Origin of the sequence: Haloarcula sp. JP-Z28 (assembly GCF_011440255.1) — an archaeon.
Classification (GTDB): domain Archaea; phylum Halobacteriota; class Halobacteria; order Halobacteriales; family Haloarculaceae; genus Haloarcula; species Haloarcula marismortui.
The window spans coordinates 1-16,213 of record NZ_JAAOHT010000082.1 but is presented as its reverse complement, the minus strand read 5'-3'; the positions used below and the strand labels follow the sequence as shown (position 1 = coordinate 16,213).

Genomic DNA, 16,213 nt, shown 5'->3' with positions numbered 1-16,213 from the left:
GCGGCGATGGCCCGCGAGCGGATTCGAGAGACGCTGTCGGACGCCTACGACCTCGAACGGCTGGCCGCACGGGCCACGTCGGGGAGCGCCGACGCGCGGGACCTGCGAGCAGTTCAGGAAACGCTGGCACTGTTGGGGCAGGTCGCCGACGCCGTGACCGAGACCGAACGGCTGGCCGAGTCGCCGCTTGCCGACGCGCTCGACGGAGCTGACCGCGAGGCTGCCGATTCGCTAGCCGCCGAGTTGGACAGCGCACTGGTCGCAGACCCGCCGGGGACGGTGCGCCAGGGCGGCCTGTTCAAACGGGGGTACGACGGCGACCTTGACGAGATTATCGACGAACACGAGGCCGCGCTGGAGTGGCTGGAAACGCTGCCGGACCGCGAGAAGGAGCGGACCGGCATCACCCATCTCTCTGTCGACCGGAACAAGACCGACGGCTACTACATTCAGGTCGGCAAGAGCGAGACCGACGCCGTTCCCGAGAAGTACCAGCACATCAAGACGCTGAAAAACTCCAAACGCTACACGACGCCTGAACTCGACGAGAAAGAACGGGACGTGTTACGCTTGGAGGAGCGCCGCCACGACATGGAATACGAGCACTTCCAGCGGCTCCGGGCGCGCGTGGCTGAGCACGCGACGCTACTGCAGGACGTGGGCCGGACGCTGGCGGAACTGGACGCGTTCGCGTCACTGGCGGTCCACGCCGTCGAGAACGACTGGGCCCGACCAGCGGTCGTCGACGGCAACGAACTGTCCATCGAGGCCGGCCGCCACCCGGTCGTCGAGCAGACCACCGAGTTCGTGCCGAACGACCTCTACATGGACGACGACCGGCAGTTCCTCATCGTCACCGGGCCGAACATGAGCGGGAAGTCGACGTACATGCGCCAGGCTGCGCTCATCACGCTGCTCGCGCAGGTGGGCAGTTTCGTACCGGCGCGGTCGGCGACGGTTGGACTGGTGGACGGCATCTTCACTCGCGTCGGCGCGCTGGACGAACTCGCGCAGGGGCGCTCGACGTTCATGGTCGAGATGCAGGAGCTCTCGAACATTCTCCACTCGGCCACGGACGAATCACTCGTGATACTGGACGAGGTGGGTCGCGGGACGGCTACTTTCGACGGTATTTCAATCGCCTGGGCGGCGACGGAGTACATCGTTAACTCCATTCAGTCGAAGACGCTGTTTGCGACTCACTACCACGAGCTGACGGCGCTGGGCGAGGAACTGCCGACTGTCGAAAACGTCCACGTCGCGGTCGACGGCGAGCCCCGGTCTGCGGGCAGCGACGGCGACGTGACGTTCCTCCGAACGGTCCGGGACGGCCCGACCGACCGCTCCTACGGCGTCCACGTCGCCGACCTCGCCGGCGTCCCAGAGCCAGTCGTCGACCGCTCACAGGCGGTGCTCGACCGACTGCGCGACGACAAGGCTATCGAGATTCGCGGCAGCGAGCAGAATGACGGCGGAACGACACAGGCCGTCTTCGACCTGGATTCGGGGCAGTTCAGGGACGGCGCGGTCCAGTCCGGGGACGCAGCAGCCGATTCCACGGCTGAGCCGGTTGCGACCGACGGTGACCCCGAACACGCGCCCGGCGAGGCCGCAGCTGAAGGCCCCGAAGGCGACGAGAGGGCAGCGTCGCTCGATTCTGAGACCGAGGCCGTCCTCTCGGAACTAACAGAACTGGATGTCAACGAGACGCCGCCGGTCGAACTGATGGCGAAAGTACAGGAGTGGCAGGCCGAACTGGACGACGAGTAGCAGACAGCACCCGATTTTCAGCGAAGATATTCACGGCGGAAGGTGTATACGGGAGTTGTCACTGCTAGAAGGCAATGAGCGACCGGATTTACGTTCTCCACGTCGACGACGACCCGGCTGTCGTCGAAGCGGCCACAGGTGCGCTGAAACAGGCGCACTGTGGTATCACGGTCGAGACGGAGACGAACGTTGCCGACGGCCTCAAGCGACTCGATGAGGGTACGTTCGACTGTGTCATCGCCGGCTACGACCTGCCGGGACAGACCGGCGTCGAGTTCCTCGATGCGGTCCGCAAGCAATCGCCGGACATGCCGTTCGTTCTGTTCACCACCGAGGGAAATGAAGCAGCCGCCAGTGACGCGATTTCCGCCGGTGTCACCGAGTACCTCCGGGCTGACGGCGGCGCGGAACCGTACGCACGACTCGCACACACCGTCGTCAACGCCGTCGAACGGACAGCCGACGATATCGAACCCACACAGAGTACACGCCGAGAGCGTGCTATCGAGGAGCTACACTCAACCGCCAGGGCGTTCATGCGAGCCACGACTGCTGATGCGGTTGCGCAAGTCACCGTGGACGCGGCTCGGACGATCCTCAATATGCCGGCCAACGCGGTTCACTTCGCCGACGGCGACGGTCTGTATCCGGCCGCATGGACCAATCAGGTAGAAGAGCTCATCGGGATGCCGCCGGTCTTCGAGCCCGGAGATGGCCTCGCATGGCAGGCCTTCGAAACCGGCGAAACGCGGGTTCACAACGATGTCGCGTCAAGTCCGGACCGGTATAATCCGGACACGGACATCCAGAGCGAACTCATCCTTCCGCTCGGTGACCATGGTGTCCTCCTCATCGGATCATGCGAGATAGGTGCATTCGATGACACAGATGTCACGCTCGCGCGGACGCTCTCAGTCCACGCGACGGCGGCGCTTAACCGTCTCGACCGTGACCGTCAGCTTCGCGAGGAGCGCGATTTCATCGATCAGGCGCTGAATACCCTGTATGACCTGTTCTATGTTATCGGCACGGACGGCAGTCTTCAGCGATGGAACGAGCGCATCCCCGAAGTCACAGGATACAGCGACGACAAGATCGACGAGATGTCCGTCTCTGAGTTCTTCCCCGCCGACGAGCACGAGACGGTCGCCGCGGCGGTAGAGAAAACGCGGGCCAGCGGCCGGGTAACTGTCGAAGCGGAGATTCTGACTGCCGATGGAGAGCGGATTCCGTACGAGTTTGCCGGAACACAGCTGACCGATGCTGATGGGGCGCCCGTCGGGACCGTGGGTATCGGCCGGGATATCTCCCAGCGCAAGGCGTACGAACAGCAGTTGGAACGCCAGAACGAGCGCCTCGACGAGTTCACAAGCATCGTCAGCCACGACCTCCGAAACCCACTGACTGTCGCGGAGGGGAATCTGGAACTGGCCAGAGCAGAATACGACAGCGAGGCTCTCGACAAGGTGTCGCGTGCCCATGAGCGAATGCGAGCGCTGATAGACGACCTCTTGGCGTTTGCACGCGCCGGCGAAACGGCGACTGACCTCGAATCCGTTGCGCTTACCGGCATCGTTGAAGAGTGCTGGCAAAGCGTCGAGAGTGATCAGGCGACGCTCGTCGTCGAAGGCGACCGTCAGGTTCAGGCGGATACGGCAAAACTCCGGCGGCTGTTAGCGAATCTCCTTCGGAACAGTATTGAACATGGGTCCACGGGCGCTCAGGCGCCGGCTGACGACGACACCGACCACAGTGACGGGAGCGCAACTGTGCGAGTCGGTGTCATCAAAGACACGGACCGAAACGGGTTCTACGTCGCCGACGACGGACCGGGTATCCCGGAGGACGACCGCGAGCAGGTGTTCGAAGAGGGCTACTCGACCGGCGAGAACGGGACCGGGTTCGGACTCAAAATCGTTCAGCGGCTCGCCGAGGTCCACGGGTGGACGGTCACAGCCACCGAGAGCGAGGCCGGCGGCGCGCGGTTTGAGGTGACAGGCCTCGAACCTGCCTGAACAGGCCAGAAAGACACCGGTACGGGACAGCGACATCGACAGACCATCGCGGGGCGTGGCTGGCCTTTTGGTTCTGAAGCCCTCAGTATGGGTTATGTCATCCCAGCGCCCTCCGCGGCAGGGCTCGCGGGCCGCCGAGCAACCGTTCACAGCGAAGGACGGAGCGACGCCCGCACTCGCCGTCGAGGGGTTGTCAAAGCAGTTCGGTAGCGGTGCGGACGCGGTGACGGCCGTCAACGACGTGTCGTTTCGCATCGAGCAGGGGACGGTCGTCGGCCTGCTGGGCCCCAACGGTGCGGGCAAGACGACGACGATAAAATCGATTCTCGGGCTGGTGTTGCCTGATTCTGGGAGGATTCGAGTGCAGGGTATCGACATGAGCGAGAGCCCGCGGGCAGCCTACCGCCACGTCGACGGGATGCTCGAAGGGGCGCGAAACGACTACTGGCGGCTGACTGTCCGGGAGAACCTGCGCTATTTTTCGACCATCAAGGGCGTCAAGCCGGATGCCGTCGCCGACCGGCACGAGCGACTGCTGGCGAAACTCGACCTCCTCGAAAAAGCCGACGTGCCGGTTCGAGACCTCTCCCGCGGGATGAAACAGAAGGTGTCGCTGGCAAGTGTGCTGGCCAGCGAGTCCGACCTGGTGTTTCTCGACGAACCGACGCTGGGACTCGACGTCGAAAGCTCGCTGACGCTGCGACGGGAACTGCGCCGAATTGTCGACGAGCGCGACCTCACGGCTGTCGTTAGCAGCCACGATATGGATGTCATCGAAAACGTCTGTGACCGGGTCATCATCATGAACGAAGGAGAGATTATCGCCGACGACAGCGTGCCGGCCGTGCTCGACCAGTTCACCGCGAACGCGTTCGCCGTCACCAGTCCCGACATCACCGATGGTCTGCTTGCGATCATCCGGGAGCGCTTCGAGGTGGTCGAGGTGACGAGCACCGAGCGGGGCCGGCGCGTCGAAGTAGCGACCGACAGCGACGGGTTCTATCGCCTGCTGGCCCTGTGCCGGAACCACGACGTGACGCTCTCAGCCGTCGGCACGGTTGAACCGGACCTAGAAGACGTGTTCGTCGAAATCACGGGTCAAGGACGATGAGGGAGGCGGGGCCAGGACGATGACTGCAAGCGCCGACACGCACGCGGACGACAGTGATGGTGCCAGTGCCCAGACTATCAGTGCCGCCATGCAGGCGGGCTATCTTGACCTCGCGCGAGCGGTGCTGTACCGCGAGTACCTCATCTTCGTCCGCTATCCGGCTAACGCCGTCGGCGGCATCGTCATCTCGGTGTTCTTTTTCGGTCTGCTGTTCTACGGCGGTCGGATGCTTGCCGGGCAGGCGGTAACGGATTCTATCGAGGGCATCATCGTCGGCTACTTCCTGTGGTCGCTTTCCGTCGGTGCGTACCAGTCAATCTCGAACGACATCGGGAGTGAGGCCCAGTGGGGAACGCTCGAACGGCACGTCATGACGCCGTTTGGCTTCGCGCCGGTTGCATTCTGCAAGGGCGTCGCGAAAGTCGTACGGACGTTCATTACCTCGACCGTGGTGCTGGCGGTGATGCTTGCGATTACCGGGACGACACTCCAGTTGAACGTCCTGACTGTGGTCGTCGTCGCGTCGCTGACCATCGCGTCGGTACTGGGTCTGGGGTTCGCTGCCGGCGGCGTCGCGGTGCTGTACAAGCGCATCGGGAACTGGCTCAATCTGCTCCAGTTCGGATTCATTATTCTCATCTCCGCGCCCGTGTTCGAACTCGGTTGGACGCGGGTCCTGCCGCTGGCCCACGGGAGCGCGCTCCTCCAGCGAGCGATGGTCGACGGGACCCGGATCTGGCAGTTCTCCGCTACCGATCTAGGCCTCCTCATCGGTGTCCCGGCCGGCTATGTACTGCTGGGGTATGTCGTGTTTCAGTACACGACTCGACGGGCCAGACAGCTCGGCGTACTCGGTGACTACTGACTGAAGGAGACAGGTGGTTTTACTTATGTTGCCACTAATTTGATACGTAACACTGTCGCTCAGACTGCACATACAGCGCCAGAAAGTCCCTGCCTCGTACTCCAGCTATGGTCACTCGACACTTCTCAACGGAGCAACTTGTCCCTGCCATCGCGACAGCCCTCGTTATTGGTGTCCTAACTATTTCGGCGTGGTCGCTTGTGCTCACGAGCGGCGATACCGCCGACCAACTCCAGATCGATGCGAACGTGCAGCAACGCTACGAGAGCATAGATGGCGTCAACGCGACACAGACGACGATCGTCTCACAGAACGGGACGGTCGCGAGTCGGACGACCTACCACGCTACGCTCCAACCGGGCACGCAGAAAAAACGGCTCGTCCCTGTCAATAGTACGTCACAGGCGGGTACCGTACGGATATCGGACGGGTCAACGCTATGGCTGTATAACGACAGTCATGAGAGTGCGACACGAGTTCCTCTCTCCGAGCCTGAGTCTGTCAGAGGTGAGCGGCTACAGCGTCTGTTCACGAAACTTGACGGGGCGACAACAGACCCGCGGCCGGTTGAACCACTGCCTGTTGTCCCCCGAGGCGAACAGCGGCCGGTCAACTCAACCGAGGAGATGACCGTCAGCTACCGGGGCACGGAACCAGTTGACGGACGTGAGGCGTATGTCATTCATGCGACGCCAAGAAATAAGACAAAAGCATACGAGCAAACAGTCTGGGTCGAAACACAGCGGTTCTTCCCGACAAAAAAGCGGACTGTCTGGACAGCAGATGGAAAGTACACAGTTGTGACAACAAGGTACGCGAACGTCACGTACGACACTGGTGTGTCCAGTGATGTGTTTTCCCCCGACGTCCCGGACGACACAACTGTCAGCGTTCCAGAACCAACAGATAGGAGGTTTTACTTACGCTGCCAGTTATGTGCTACATAATATTGTCGCTCAGACAGATTGAACGCCGCCGAACAGTCCCCTGCGCCCGGTAACCAGATATGGTCACTCGACACCTCACATCGGAACGACTGGTCCTCACCATCGCGACGGTCGTCGTCGTTGGTGTACTGGCTGTTGCGATCTGGTCGCTCGCATTCGCGAGTACCGGGACCGCCGATCAGCCGCAGATCGATGCGGACGTGCAGCAACGCTACGAGTCGATAGATGGCATCAACGCGACACAGACGACGACGATTACCCGGAATGGGACGGTCGCAAGTCGGACGACCTACGACACCGTGCTCCAGCCGGGGACCGAAAAGAAACGGCTGGCAGTCGTCAACAGCACCGTTGAGCGATACGACCTCCGGGTGTCGAACGGGTCGGCACTGTGGCTGTACGACCAGCGCCGCGCGAAGGCGACACGTATCTCTCTCAGCAGCCCCGGGTCAGACCGAGGGAAGCGGCTCCAGCGCCTGTTTGCGAGCCTCAACATGGCCACGGCGGCCGACGCGGCGACCGACTCACAGTCAGTTGAGCCGCTACCCGTCGTTCCCCGCGGCGAGCAACGGCCGACCGTATCTGCCGGTTCAATGACCGTCAGCTACCGCGGTACCGACACAGTCGACGGGCGTGAAGCGTACGTCATCCACGTGGCACCGAAAGACGACACAGCGACCTACGAGCAGACCATATGGGTAGACACGGAACAGTTTTTCCCGGTCAAAAAGCGCACTGCGTGGACAGCCGACGGTGAGCGCACAGTCGTGACAACGACGTACACGGACGTCACCTACGATACCGGTGTGCCTGAAGACGTGTTTACCCCCAGTTTCCCGGACAATACGACTGTCGAGGTCCCGGAGACGCCGGAACGACAGACCTACGAGTCGGTCGGTGCGCTCAAAGCCGACACCGAGGTCCAGGTTCCGGAGCCCGACATTCCGCCGGGATACGAACTGACCTATGCGACCCAGACACGGGGACGGGTCCACAGCGTCAGCCTCCGCTACATGAACCGGACCAGTCTGATCACTGTTGCCAAGTACGACCGGCCGGGTGTCGGAGACAACGCCAGCGAAGGGGTAACAATCGACGGACAGCCAGCACAGGTCAGCTACGGGCTGACAACATCAGTGTCGTGGAGTTGCGAACGCTACCGGTACACGATTCGCGGTGAGGGCGTGTCCGCGGACCGACTCATCACAATCGGTCAGTCAGTCGGCTGTCCCAGCGGCGAGTGAACAGCCACGCTGGCATATCAAGCCGCCGTTTTCTGGGTCAGAAGTTCGACTGCACGTTATATGATGGAACCCCTCCTTACTTCGAGTGCAGCGGCCCTGACAACACCGTGCCACCAGCGCCCTCCGGCGACGGCCGCTGTCTGTCCGCCACACCGCCCTATGGTTCCCCGGGCTGCCACCCCGGGAAGGAATGTGGGCCGGGCCGCCTGCAAACTGGTCCCCCTCCTCGCCCCACCTTCGCCCGAAGGAATGCCCTGATTGCGCCGGTCCCCGCTGACACTGCGCCCTTCTCTACCGTGACTGACTTCTGACTCGGAAACTGACAGGACCTTTTATTCGGGGACGGGACGTTGGTCGAGTACGTGAGTGAGGACCCGGCCGTGGGCGACATCCTCGACCTGCTCAGTGACGAGTACGCCCGGGATATCCTCGCAGCAGCGAGTGTCAAACCCATGTCCGCGAAACAGCTCGCCGACCAGTGTGAGATGTCACAACCGACCGTGTACAGACGGGTCGAGTGGCTTCAGGAGTACGGCCTCATCGAGGAGCAGACCCAGATAGAGACGGGCGGCAACGACTACAGCGTGTTCGCTGCCACGCTCTCGGAGTTCTCGCTGGCGCTTGCTGAGGGTGACTTCGAAACCGAAATCGAGCGGACCGAACCGCCGGCGTTCCCGGGACAGGACGAACAGGACACCGCGGACCGATTCACAAAAATGTGGGAGAATCTCTGACATGGTCGCCATAGAGACGCTCATGAACTGGCTCATCACTGCCCTGGCGTTTGGCTCGACTGTACTGGGTGGGTACGTCGGCTACCAAGCCTATCGGGGGTATCGCCGGCACAACAGCCGCACGATGCAGTACCTCTCGGTCGGGCTGTTCTGTCTCACGGCGGTAGCCTTCGTCGTCGCGTTCACCGGCTCAGTCCTCCTTCGCCAGGGCCTGCTCTCCAGTCAGTTCCAGCAACCGCTGACACTCGTCACGCGCGCCTTCCAGTTCGTCGGCGTCCTCTTTATCGCGTACTCGCTCCACTCCCGGGAGTGAGTGCCCCGCTGGGCCGCTTGGTGTGCCACGCAATCTAACGCCGAATATCTCAAGTCCATCCGGTCGGAAGGCATAACTATGGCGCAAACGCCGGAGGGGCGGCCGACGGTCCGTATCGACGGGGCTGACCCACTGCTGCTCCCCTGGGACGTGGCAGCCGAACGGCTCTCGTTCGAGGTCGTCCGCGGCCCAGTCGCGTTCGAGTGTGCCTCCGGCGACCGGATCGAGCGGGAGTACACCGGCGTCGCTGTGTTCGACCTACTGGAGGCGGCGGCGATGCCCGGCGACACGACCCACGTCCAGTTTGAATCAGTAAACGGCGACCTGGCGTGTATCCCGCTCGCTGACCTCAACGGCGCAGTACTCGCACTGGGCGACGGCCCCGGAACCGCACCGGGGCGACCGCGGTTCGTCTCGCCCCGCGTGCTCGGCCCGCGAACCGTGAAGAACGTCTGCCGACTGCGGCCGCGGGCGCTTGCTGCCAGCGCTGATCGAGAGGCCTACGAGCGACTCCCGCTGGACGACTGATTATTCCAGCAAGCCGATATCCTTCGCGAGGCGGTCAGCAAGTTCTTCCAGTACGTCGGGGTCGACCTCAGCGACCGGATCACCGTCGTGAAGTTGCTCGTTGTGGCGCGCGACGGCGTCCTCGACGTCCTCGAACGCGACCGATGTCCGCGTCCCACAGGCCTCACACACGACCGGGATTTCGGGCTGGTCGGTTGTCATTGGCGGCAGTTTAGCTCGCTCCCCGATAAACGGACCGGAGTCCCGAGTCGACACGCTGGCAGTTATTCGAGGACGCTTTTCGGCCGTTTGAGATAGAACGCCTGCTCGGTGACGCGTTCGTGCACCGCATACAGCGTCTCGACGGCGGCCGGGTCGGGGTCGAACTGCAGATGCGGAGCCATGTGGTACGCCTTGCAGCTGGTCAGGAAGAAGTACAGCGTCCGGTGGTGGGCCGGCGTCGCGTCGACGACGCCCATCGATTGCTCGCCCAGATCGCCGGAAAAGTCGTTGAGCAGGACCGCGATGTCGTCGTTCAGTTGCTCGTCCGGCCGGGTGAGCGGCGCACCGAGGGCCTGCTGGAGGAACTCGCTGGTCGCCCGCAGGAACGGGTTCGAGTCCATGCCCGTCGGGTCCACGGCGCTGAACGCGTCGTACAGGTCAAGCAGCGCCGTCAGTTCGTCGTCGGTCAGCGCGATGGGTTTGACGGGGTCGCCCTGCGGGAGCGAGTAGTCCGGGAAAGAGTACGACTGCGGGTCCGGCACCTGCCCAAACACGGTATCGGGACTCATGGTAACAGTTCGGACGGCCGACGCCTAACTGTTGGGTGGCGCGAGACGCCAGAGCGACCCCACCAGAACGCATATTATATCGTGTACAGACATCTGAGCCGATGCCCTCCACCAATCGCACGACAACCGCACAGCGACGCCTCGAATCGGTGGCACGTCATGTGTCACGGTCAGTGCCAAGCGAACACCCGACGCTAGCGGGGGAACGCAACTGATGCCGACGTTCACCGCTCGACTTGCCGATGGCTGGAAGAAAGCGGGCGACCACATATCGCTAATCCTGGTCCCGATACTGCTGGCGGTCATGCAGACGGATAGTATCCGGCAAGTACTCACCTACGACGGGGCGCACATCGGCATTAAGTTCGGCGTCCCTGCGTCCGTTGTGACCATCTGGCAGTTTGTGAGTCTGCCCGGTAGCGGTGTCACGGCAAATGTTGGCCTCCCACTGTCGGCCCCGTTTGCGGTGGTTGTCATACCGGGAGTACTAGTGCTACGTGCCGGTCTGAGTGCGGGTTACTTCGGAACTATCGCGGCAGAACTCCTCGGTCGCCACGAGGGCTTCGCGATGAGCGTGCTAGCATACTTTGTCCCGTTTCTGGTGATAACTGCCCTCCCATATGTTATTCTCGTCCCACTGGCACTGGGGCTGCTTGGCTTCGGGAGCCTCGGTGAGGGGGGCGCGATAGTCGGCGCTGTGTTCCTTTTGATTCCAGCGTTCGTAGCTGCCGGGTATCTGTTCTGGGCCACGCCGTATCTGGTTGTCCTGCGCCGGACTGGGTTTGTGGCAGCGGCCAGAGGCTCGTACCAACTGGCTGTCGACGGCGGGCCGTATCTCTCCTACACAGTCGGCTATCTGGGACTCGTTTTGCTCGTCTCAGCGGTGGCGACCGCCGTTGTCGTCAACGTCTCTGCGGTCGGCCTCGTCATCGGAATCGTGGGCGGCGGGTTTCTAGGGCTCGTACTCAATATCACGACGATGCGGTTCGTCGCTGACATCGACCCGCAGTGCCCCACTGCCGGCGAGTGGCCCGAGCAGCACCGCAGCGGCGACAGTGTGGTCAATACGTAGGGAGGTGGCTCACTCGCCCTGCTCGTCCAGTTGCTCGACGAGGCTAATACCGTAGATAGTCCGCAACACCGTGCTAGCGTCGCCGGCCTCGTACACCAGATCGTCTCTCGAACTGACGTGGTCGAGCACGTCGGGCGAGGAATGGGCGGGGGCGGCGGCGATACCGGCGTCGTTCTCGTCCACCCAGCGCATCACCCGCAGGTCGCTCTTGCTGTCGCCCATCACGAGCGCGAACGGGTCGTCGATGCCCAGCACGTCGAAGGCCTCCTCAACGCCGGCTGACTTGTCCAGTTCGAGGCTGACGAGTTCGGCCGCATCGCCCTCGTAGTAGCCCAGGTCGACGCGTTCGAGGATGTCGCGGAACGCCTCGGGCGCGTCCTCGATGTCGGCGTGAGTCGGCAGACCGCCGGCCTCCAGCACATCGAGAATCTCCGGGTCGCGGCTGAAGTAGGCCCGTGCGTAGCCTGCAGGGTCGTCGATCTCAGCGTCAACCTGTGCGGCGATGGCGTCGCCAACGAGGCCACAGAGGTACCGCAGCGACTCGTCGATGATTTCGACGGCGTTGTCGCTGCCGACCTCGGCGTTTGGTTTCAGCGTGACGTTGAACTCGTTGCCCTGAAGATGACAGCGCTTGCCAACGGCGTCAGGAGCCTCCGAGAGGACCCGCCGACGGACCGTTTCGAACACATCCACGACCGCGCCGTCGAGGCGTTCGTACAGGAGTCGCTTCGTGTCCTCGCCGTGTTTGGGTGTGAACACGCCGTTACCAGACTCGTAAACGATGCTCATCTGCCCGGAGGAGACGAGGTCGTTGCCCAGCCCCTGAATCATGAACCCCTTGACGTTCTCCAAGGTCTGGCCGGTACAGACGACGATAGGGATTCCTGCTTCGTGAAACTGCGTCAGGAGATACAGCGTATCGCGGGGGATTTCGTTGTCGGTGTCGCCAGCCGACCGGAGCGTCTCATCGACATCCAGCACGAGCACGTTCACCGACCGGTCGTACTTCGAGTAGAGGTCGAGTGCGGTGAAAGCCTCGTCGCGGGTCAGCCGGGCCGCGATTTCCGCGTAGGTCTCGCCGGTTCCGGGAAACTCGTCAGTGATATCCGATTTGAGGGCGTCGAGGCGGTCACTGGCGGTTTCCCACTGTTCCAGCGCAACGGTCGAGCTGAGCGGAGGAAACAGATCAACGAACTCCTGATAGCCGCGAAGCGTCGTCGTGTCTACGCTCTTGTAGAGACGGTAGAGTTGGTCGTATTGTTCCATGTCGAGGTCCACAGGATAGTGGCGACTGACGGCGAGCGTACTTTAGCTATCGGGTTTGTGGTCCTCACACACGACAAAAAACGGCTGGTTTGCCAACACCGCGACGGATGCGCCGCTGCCTACGCCTCGTCGCCGCCGTCGGTCAGCACCTCGGTTTCGGTCGCCTCCTCGTTGAGGAAGGATGGCAGCTCCTCCTCGTCCTCGTCAGTTGCCTCGTCGTCCGCCGTCGCTTCGGTCCAGGAGCGTTCTCTGTGGTGGCACATGGGTCGTCACCATGCGAGGCTCAGGACTGTGTTGTGTTAACTATTTTCATGAGCTGACTGATACACGCAGGCGAGGGCAGACAGTATCAAGTCGCTCCGCCCGTTAGCTGGTCGCAATCATATGCGGAGGCACGTATGACCGACATCCAGCGACTCGACGACCAGACCGTCGAACGCATCGCGGCCGGTGAGGTGGTCGAGCGGCCGGCCTCCGTCGTCAAGGAACTGGTCGAGAACGCCATCGACGCCGACGCGAGCCGGGTCAACGTGGTTGTGGAAGCTGGCGGAACCGACGGGATTCGCGTCACGGACGACGGCATCGGGATGGACCGAGAAGCCGTCAAAACGGCCGTCGAGGAACACACCACGTCGAAAATCCGCGACATTGCAGATCTGGAGGGTGGCGTGGGCACACTCGGGTTCCGCGGCGAGGCGCTGCACGCGATCGGGGCGGTCTCACGGCTGACGATCCGGACCAGACCCCGCGGCGGCGACGTGGGAACCGAACTGGTGCTCGAAGGCGGTGACGTCACGTCAGTCAGCCCCGCCGGCTGTCCGGAGGGGACAACGATGGCGGTAGAAGACCTCTTCTATAACGTCCCAGCCCGCCGGAAGTACCTCAAACAAGAGTCGACGGAGTTCGCACACGTCAACACCGTCGTCGCCAGCTACGCGCTGGCTAACCCGGACGTGGCCGTCTCGCTGACCCACGGCGACCGCGAGACGTTCTCGACGACCGGCCAGGGCGATTTGCGCGAGACAGTGATGTCGGTCTACGGCCGGGAAGTCGCCGAGTCGATGATTTCGGTCGGTGCAGGCTCGGAGGCAACAGGGAGCGGCGACGAGATGGACAGTTTCCCAGATGGACCGCTCGACGGCGTCCACGGCCTCGTCTCCCACCCCGAGACGAACCGCGCTGGCCGCGAGTACCTCTCGACGTACGTCAACGGTCGCTACGTCAGGGCCGGAACTGTCCGGGACGCCGTTATCGACGCCTACGGTACCCAGATCGCGCCGGACCGCTACCCCTTCGCCGTCCTCTTTCTGGACGTTCCCGCGGGCGACGTGGACGTGAATGTCCATCCCCGGAAAATGGAGGTCCGCTTCGCTGACGACGAAGGCGTTCGCGAACAGGTCCGGACTGCAGTCGAGGACGCGCTGTTGCGTGAGGGGCTACTACGCTCGACAGCACCGCGTGGCCGGTCAGCACCGGAGCAGACAGAGATAACGCCGGAATCGGACGGAGCGACCGATAGCGGAGGCGAGCGGGCAGCCCCGAACGGCCGGGATGCCATAGACGACGCAACAACGTCGGGACAGACGGACACCACCGCAACGGAAAACAGTGCTGAGGCACCAGCACAGGAGCCAGATACTGCGCCCACAGCCCGACCGGACGGTACCCAGACGGAGACAGGGAACCGCGAGTCATCCGACACAGCCCCATCAATTCAATCAGCCGACACGAAGCCGTCCTCTGAAACCGGGAGGACGGACGGTACGTCGGGCGAATCCGGGACTAGTCAGACAGGGGGTAGCGTTTCGGGTGGAGATAGTGACGGTGAACGCCCCGGCGCGTCCGCGGCGGGCCAGACAGCGGCGGAGCGCGGGGAACGGAAGTTTACCGGCGGTCAGGAGCAGGCACGTCTCGGCGACGACCCGGAGGCGACCCACGAATCGCTGCCTTCGATGCGGATTCTCGGACAGTTAGCCGACACCTACGTCGTCGCGGAGACAGATGACGGCCTCGTGCTGGTCGACCAGCACGCGGCCGATGAGCGGGTCAACTACGAGCGGCTCAAGGCCAAGTTCGAAGGCGAAACGACGACGCAGGCACTTGCTAACCCGGTCGAACTCGAACTGACTGCGCGCGAAGCCGAGGTATTCGACCGACGTAGCGACGCGCTGGCGAGCCTGGGGTTCCACACGGCGCGCACAGGTGAGCGCAGCGTCGAAGTCCGGACCCTCCCGGGCGTCATCGCCGACGCGGCCGGGCCGGACATCGTCAGGGACGTACTCGGTGCGTTCGTCGCCGGCGACGACGAAGCGGCGGCAACGGTCGAAGCGGCGGCCGACGAACTGCTCGGCGACCTGGCGTGTTACCCCTCGGTGACCGGGAACACGTCGCTGACCGAGGGCTCCGTCCGGGAGCTACTCGCCGCACTGGACGACTGTGAGAACCCCTACGCGTGTCCCCATGGGCGACCGACGGTCATTCACATCGACCGGCAGGAACTCGAAGACAGGTTCGAGCGTGATTACCCCGGGCACGGCGGTCGCCGGCGATAGCGAGGGAGGATGGCCCGTCCCCCGGCACAGCAGTCGATACAGCCGATTAAACTAAACCTTCGTCTCCCGATGCACGCGGTATGTCACTTGTAACGTTCGGCGAGACCGCTCTCAGATTTTCACCCCCAGACGGACAGCGATTCGAGACGGCCCGCGAAGCGTCAATTCGCGTCGACGGGACCGCGAGCAGCGTTGCGGCGACAGCCGGTCGACTCGGGGCTGACGCACAGTGGCTCTCGAAGGTCCCGGACACGCCGCTCGGGCGGCGTGTCGTCGCGGAGCTCCATGAGTTCGGTCTGGAGACAGAGGTTGTCTGGGCCGACCCAGACACCGGCCGCCAGGGACTCACGTTCCACGAAGACGCCGACCCACCCCGTGCCGAACGGCTACTGCAGGACCGCGGCGACACCGCGATGGCGACGCTGACGCCCGGCGAGTTGCCGATGGGCGAGATACAGAACGCGGACGTGGTGTTTACTTCGGGCGCAACTCTCTCGCTCTCTGAGACAGCCGCCGACACGACGGGGGCATTGCTCAGAGCGGCCGCAGGAATGCGGGCGTTCGACCTCGGTTTCCACCCCGGATTGTGGGACGCCGAAGATGCTCTCGACGCCCTTGCAGACCTGCTACCAGCCGTCGATACCCTCTTTGCCGCCGAAGAGCAGGTTTCCGCGGTGTTTGATACGACAGGGAGTCCGCGCGAGGTCGTGCACACGCTCGCAACGGAGTACGACCTCACCCGCGTGATTCTCACACGGAGCGAGTACGGTGCGGTTGCCTACCACGACGGCGTCATTCACGAGCAAGATGCCATCGAAACGTCCGCAGTAGACGAAGCAGGACAACACGAGGCTTTCATCGGCGCAACGCTCCAGCAACTTGCCGCCGGTGCTGACACGGACGAAGCGCTGCTCCATGGTGTCGCGGCAGCAGCGCTGTCTCGAACACTGTCCGGGCCGCTGACGCCGCTCGAACCGTCCGAGGTTGAGCGTCTCGTCGATTCACAGCAGTCCAGACGGCCGTAGG

General features: G+C 63.1%; 16 protein-coding genes. 12 read left to right on the top strand and 4 right to left on the bottom strand.

Annotated features, from left to right (window positions below):
- From mutS to G9463_RS20530, 9 genes are all read left to right on the top strand, one after another.
- Window positions 1-1,770, top strand: a 1,770-nt coding sequence (gene mutS / locus G9463_RS20570) for a DNA mismatch repair protein MutS (RefSeq protein ID WP_165897705.1), incomplete at its 5' end; no start/stop codon positions are given.
- A 74-nt stretch (window positions 1,771-1,844) separates the two neighbouring features.
- A complete protein-coding gene (locus tag G9463_RS20565) occupies window positions 1,845-3,785 on the top strand; it encodes an ATP-binding protein (protein ID WP_165897704.1) in 1,941 nt (646 codons plus the stop codon).
- Window positions 3,786-3,879: 94 nt separating this feature from the next.
- Window positions 3,880-4,896: an ABC transporter ATP-binding protein gene (locus G9463_RS20560; RefSeq protein ID WP_165897703.1), complete on the top strand. Its 1,017-nt coding sequence runs from the start codon at window positions 3,880-3,882 to the stop codon at window positions 4,894-4,896.
- A gap of 19 nt (window positions 4,897-4,915) precedes the next feature.
- Entirely contained in the window at window positions 4,916-5,761 is an 846-nt protein-coding gene (locus G9463_RS20555) for an ABC transporter permease (RefSeq protein ID WP_121302248.1), read from the top strand.
- A gap of 107 nt (window positions 5,762-5,868) precedes the next feature.
- Complete coding sequence (locus G9463_RS20550) at window positions 5,869-6,708, top strand: outer membrane lipoprotein carrier protein LolA (RefSeq protein WP_165897702.1); 840 nt, start codon at window positions 5,869-5,871, stop codon at window positions 6,706-6,708.
- 59 nt (window positions 6,709-6,767) lie between these two features.
- Window positions 6,768-7,952 carry an outer membrane lipoprotein carrier protein LolA gene (locus G9463_RS20545; RefSeq protein WP_165897701.1) on the top strand — a complete coding sequence of 395 codons (1,185 nt, stop codon included), beginning with the start codon at window positions 6,768-6,770 and terminating at the stop codon, window positions 7,950-7,952.
- Window positions 7,953-8,314: 362 nt separating this feature from the next.
- The gene (locus tag G9463_RS20540) at window positions 8,315-8,686 is read left to right on the top strand and encodes a winged helix-turn-helix domain-containing protein (RefSeq protein WP_049919129.1); all 372 of its coding nucleotides are present in this window, start codon (window positions 8,315-8,317) and stop codon (window positions 8,684-8,686) included.
- 1 nt (window position 8,687) lies between these two features.
- Window positions 8,688-8,999: a hypothetical protein gene (locus tag G9463_RS20535; RefSeq protein ID WP_004959533.1), complete on the top strand. Its 312-nt coding sequence runs from the start codon at window positions 8,688-8,690 to the stop codon at window positions 8,997-8,999.
- Window positions 9,000-9,077: 78 nt separating this feature from the next.
- Entirely contained in the window at window positions 9,078-9,527 is a 450-nt protein-coding gene (locus tag G9463_RS20530) for a hypothetical protein (protein WP_165897700.1), read from the top strand.
- Here G9463_RS20530 and G9463_RS20525 read toward each other — a convergent pair whose 3' ends face one another.
- Entirely contained in the window at window positions 9,528-9,728 is a 201-nt protein-coding gene (locus tag G9463_RS20525) for a hypothetical protein (protein WP_004959541.1), read from the bottom strand.
- Window positions 9,729-9,790: 62 nt separating this feature from the next.
- Window positions 9,791-10,297, bottom strand: a complete 507-nt coding sequence (locus G9463_RS20520; protein WP_165897699.1) for a hypothetical protein — start codon at window positions 10,295-10,297, stop codon at window positions 9,791-9,793.
- A gap of 214 nt (window positions 10,298-10,511) precedes the next feature.
- Between G9463_RS20520 and G9463_RS20515 the strand changes: the two genes are divergently transcribed.
- A complete protein-coding gene (locus G9463_RS20515) occupies window positions 10,512-11,369 on the top strand; it encodes a hypothetical protein (RefSeq protein WP_151102645.1) in 858 nt (285 codons plus the stop codon).
- Between the two features lie 9 nt (window positions 11,370-11,378).
- On the opposite strand, the gene G9463_RS20510 is transcribed toward G9463_RS20515, so the two are convergent.
- Both G9463_RS20510 and G9463_RS20505 read right to left on the bottom strand, forming a co-directional pair.
- Window positions 11,379-12,647 (bottom strand): HAD family hydrolase, encoded by a 1,269-nt coding sequence (locus G9463_RS20510; RefSeq protein WP_165897698.1) that lies wholly within the window; start codon window positions 12,645-12,647, stop codon window positions 11,379-11,381.
- A gap of 107 nt (window positions 12,648-12,754) precedes the next feature.
- On the bottom strand, window positions 12,755-12,898 hold the full coding sequence (locus G9463_RS20505; RefSeq protein ID WP_004590504.1) for a hypothetical protein: 144 nt from the start codon (window positions 12,896-12,898) through the stop codon (window positions 12,755-12,757).
- A gap of 135 nt (window positions 12,899-13,033) precedes the next feature.
- Here G9463_RS20505 and mutL point away from each other — a divergent pair, with 135 nt between their 5' ends.
- Entirely contained in the window at window positions 13,034-15,187 is a 2,154-nt protein-coding gene (mutL, locus tag G9463_RS20500; protein WP_165897697.1) for a DNA mismatch repair endonuclease MutL, read from the top strand.
- Window positions 15,188-15,267: 80 nt separating this feature from the next.
- Window positions 15,268-16,212 (top strand): PfkB family carbohydrate kinase, encoded by a 945-nt coding sequence (locus G9463_RS20495; RefSeq protein ID WP_165897696.1) that lies wholly within the window; start codon window positions 15,268-15,270, stop codon window positions 16,210-16,212.
- Window position 16,213 lies beyond the last annotated feature (1 nt).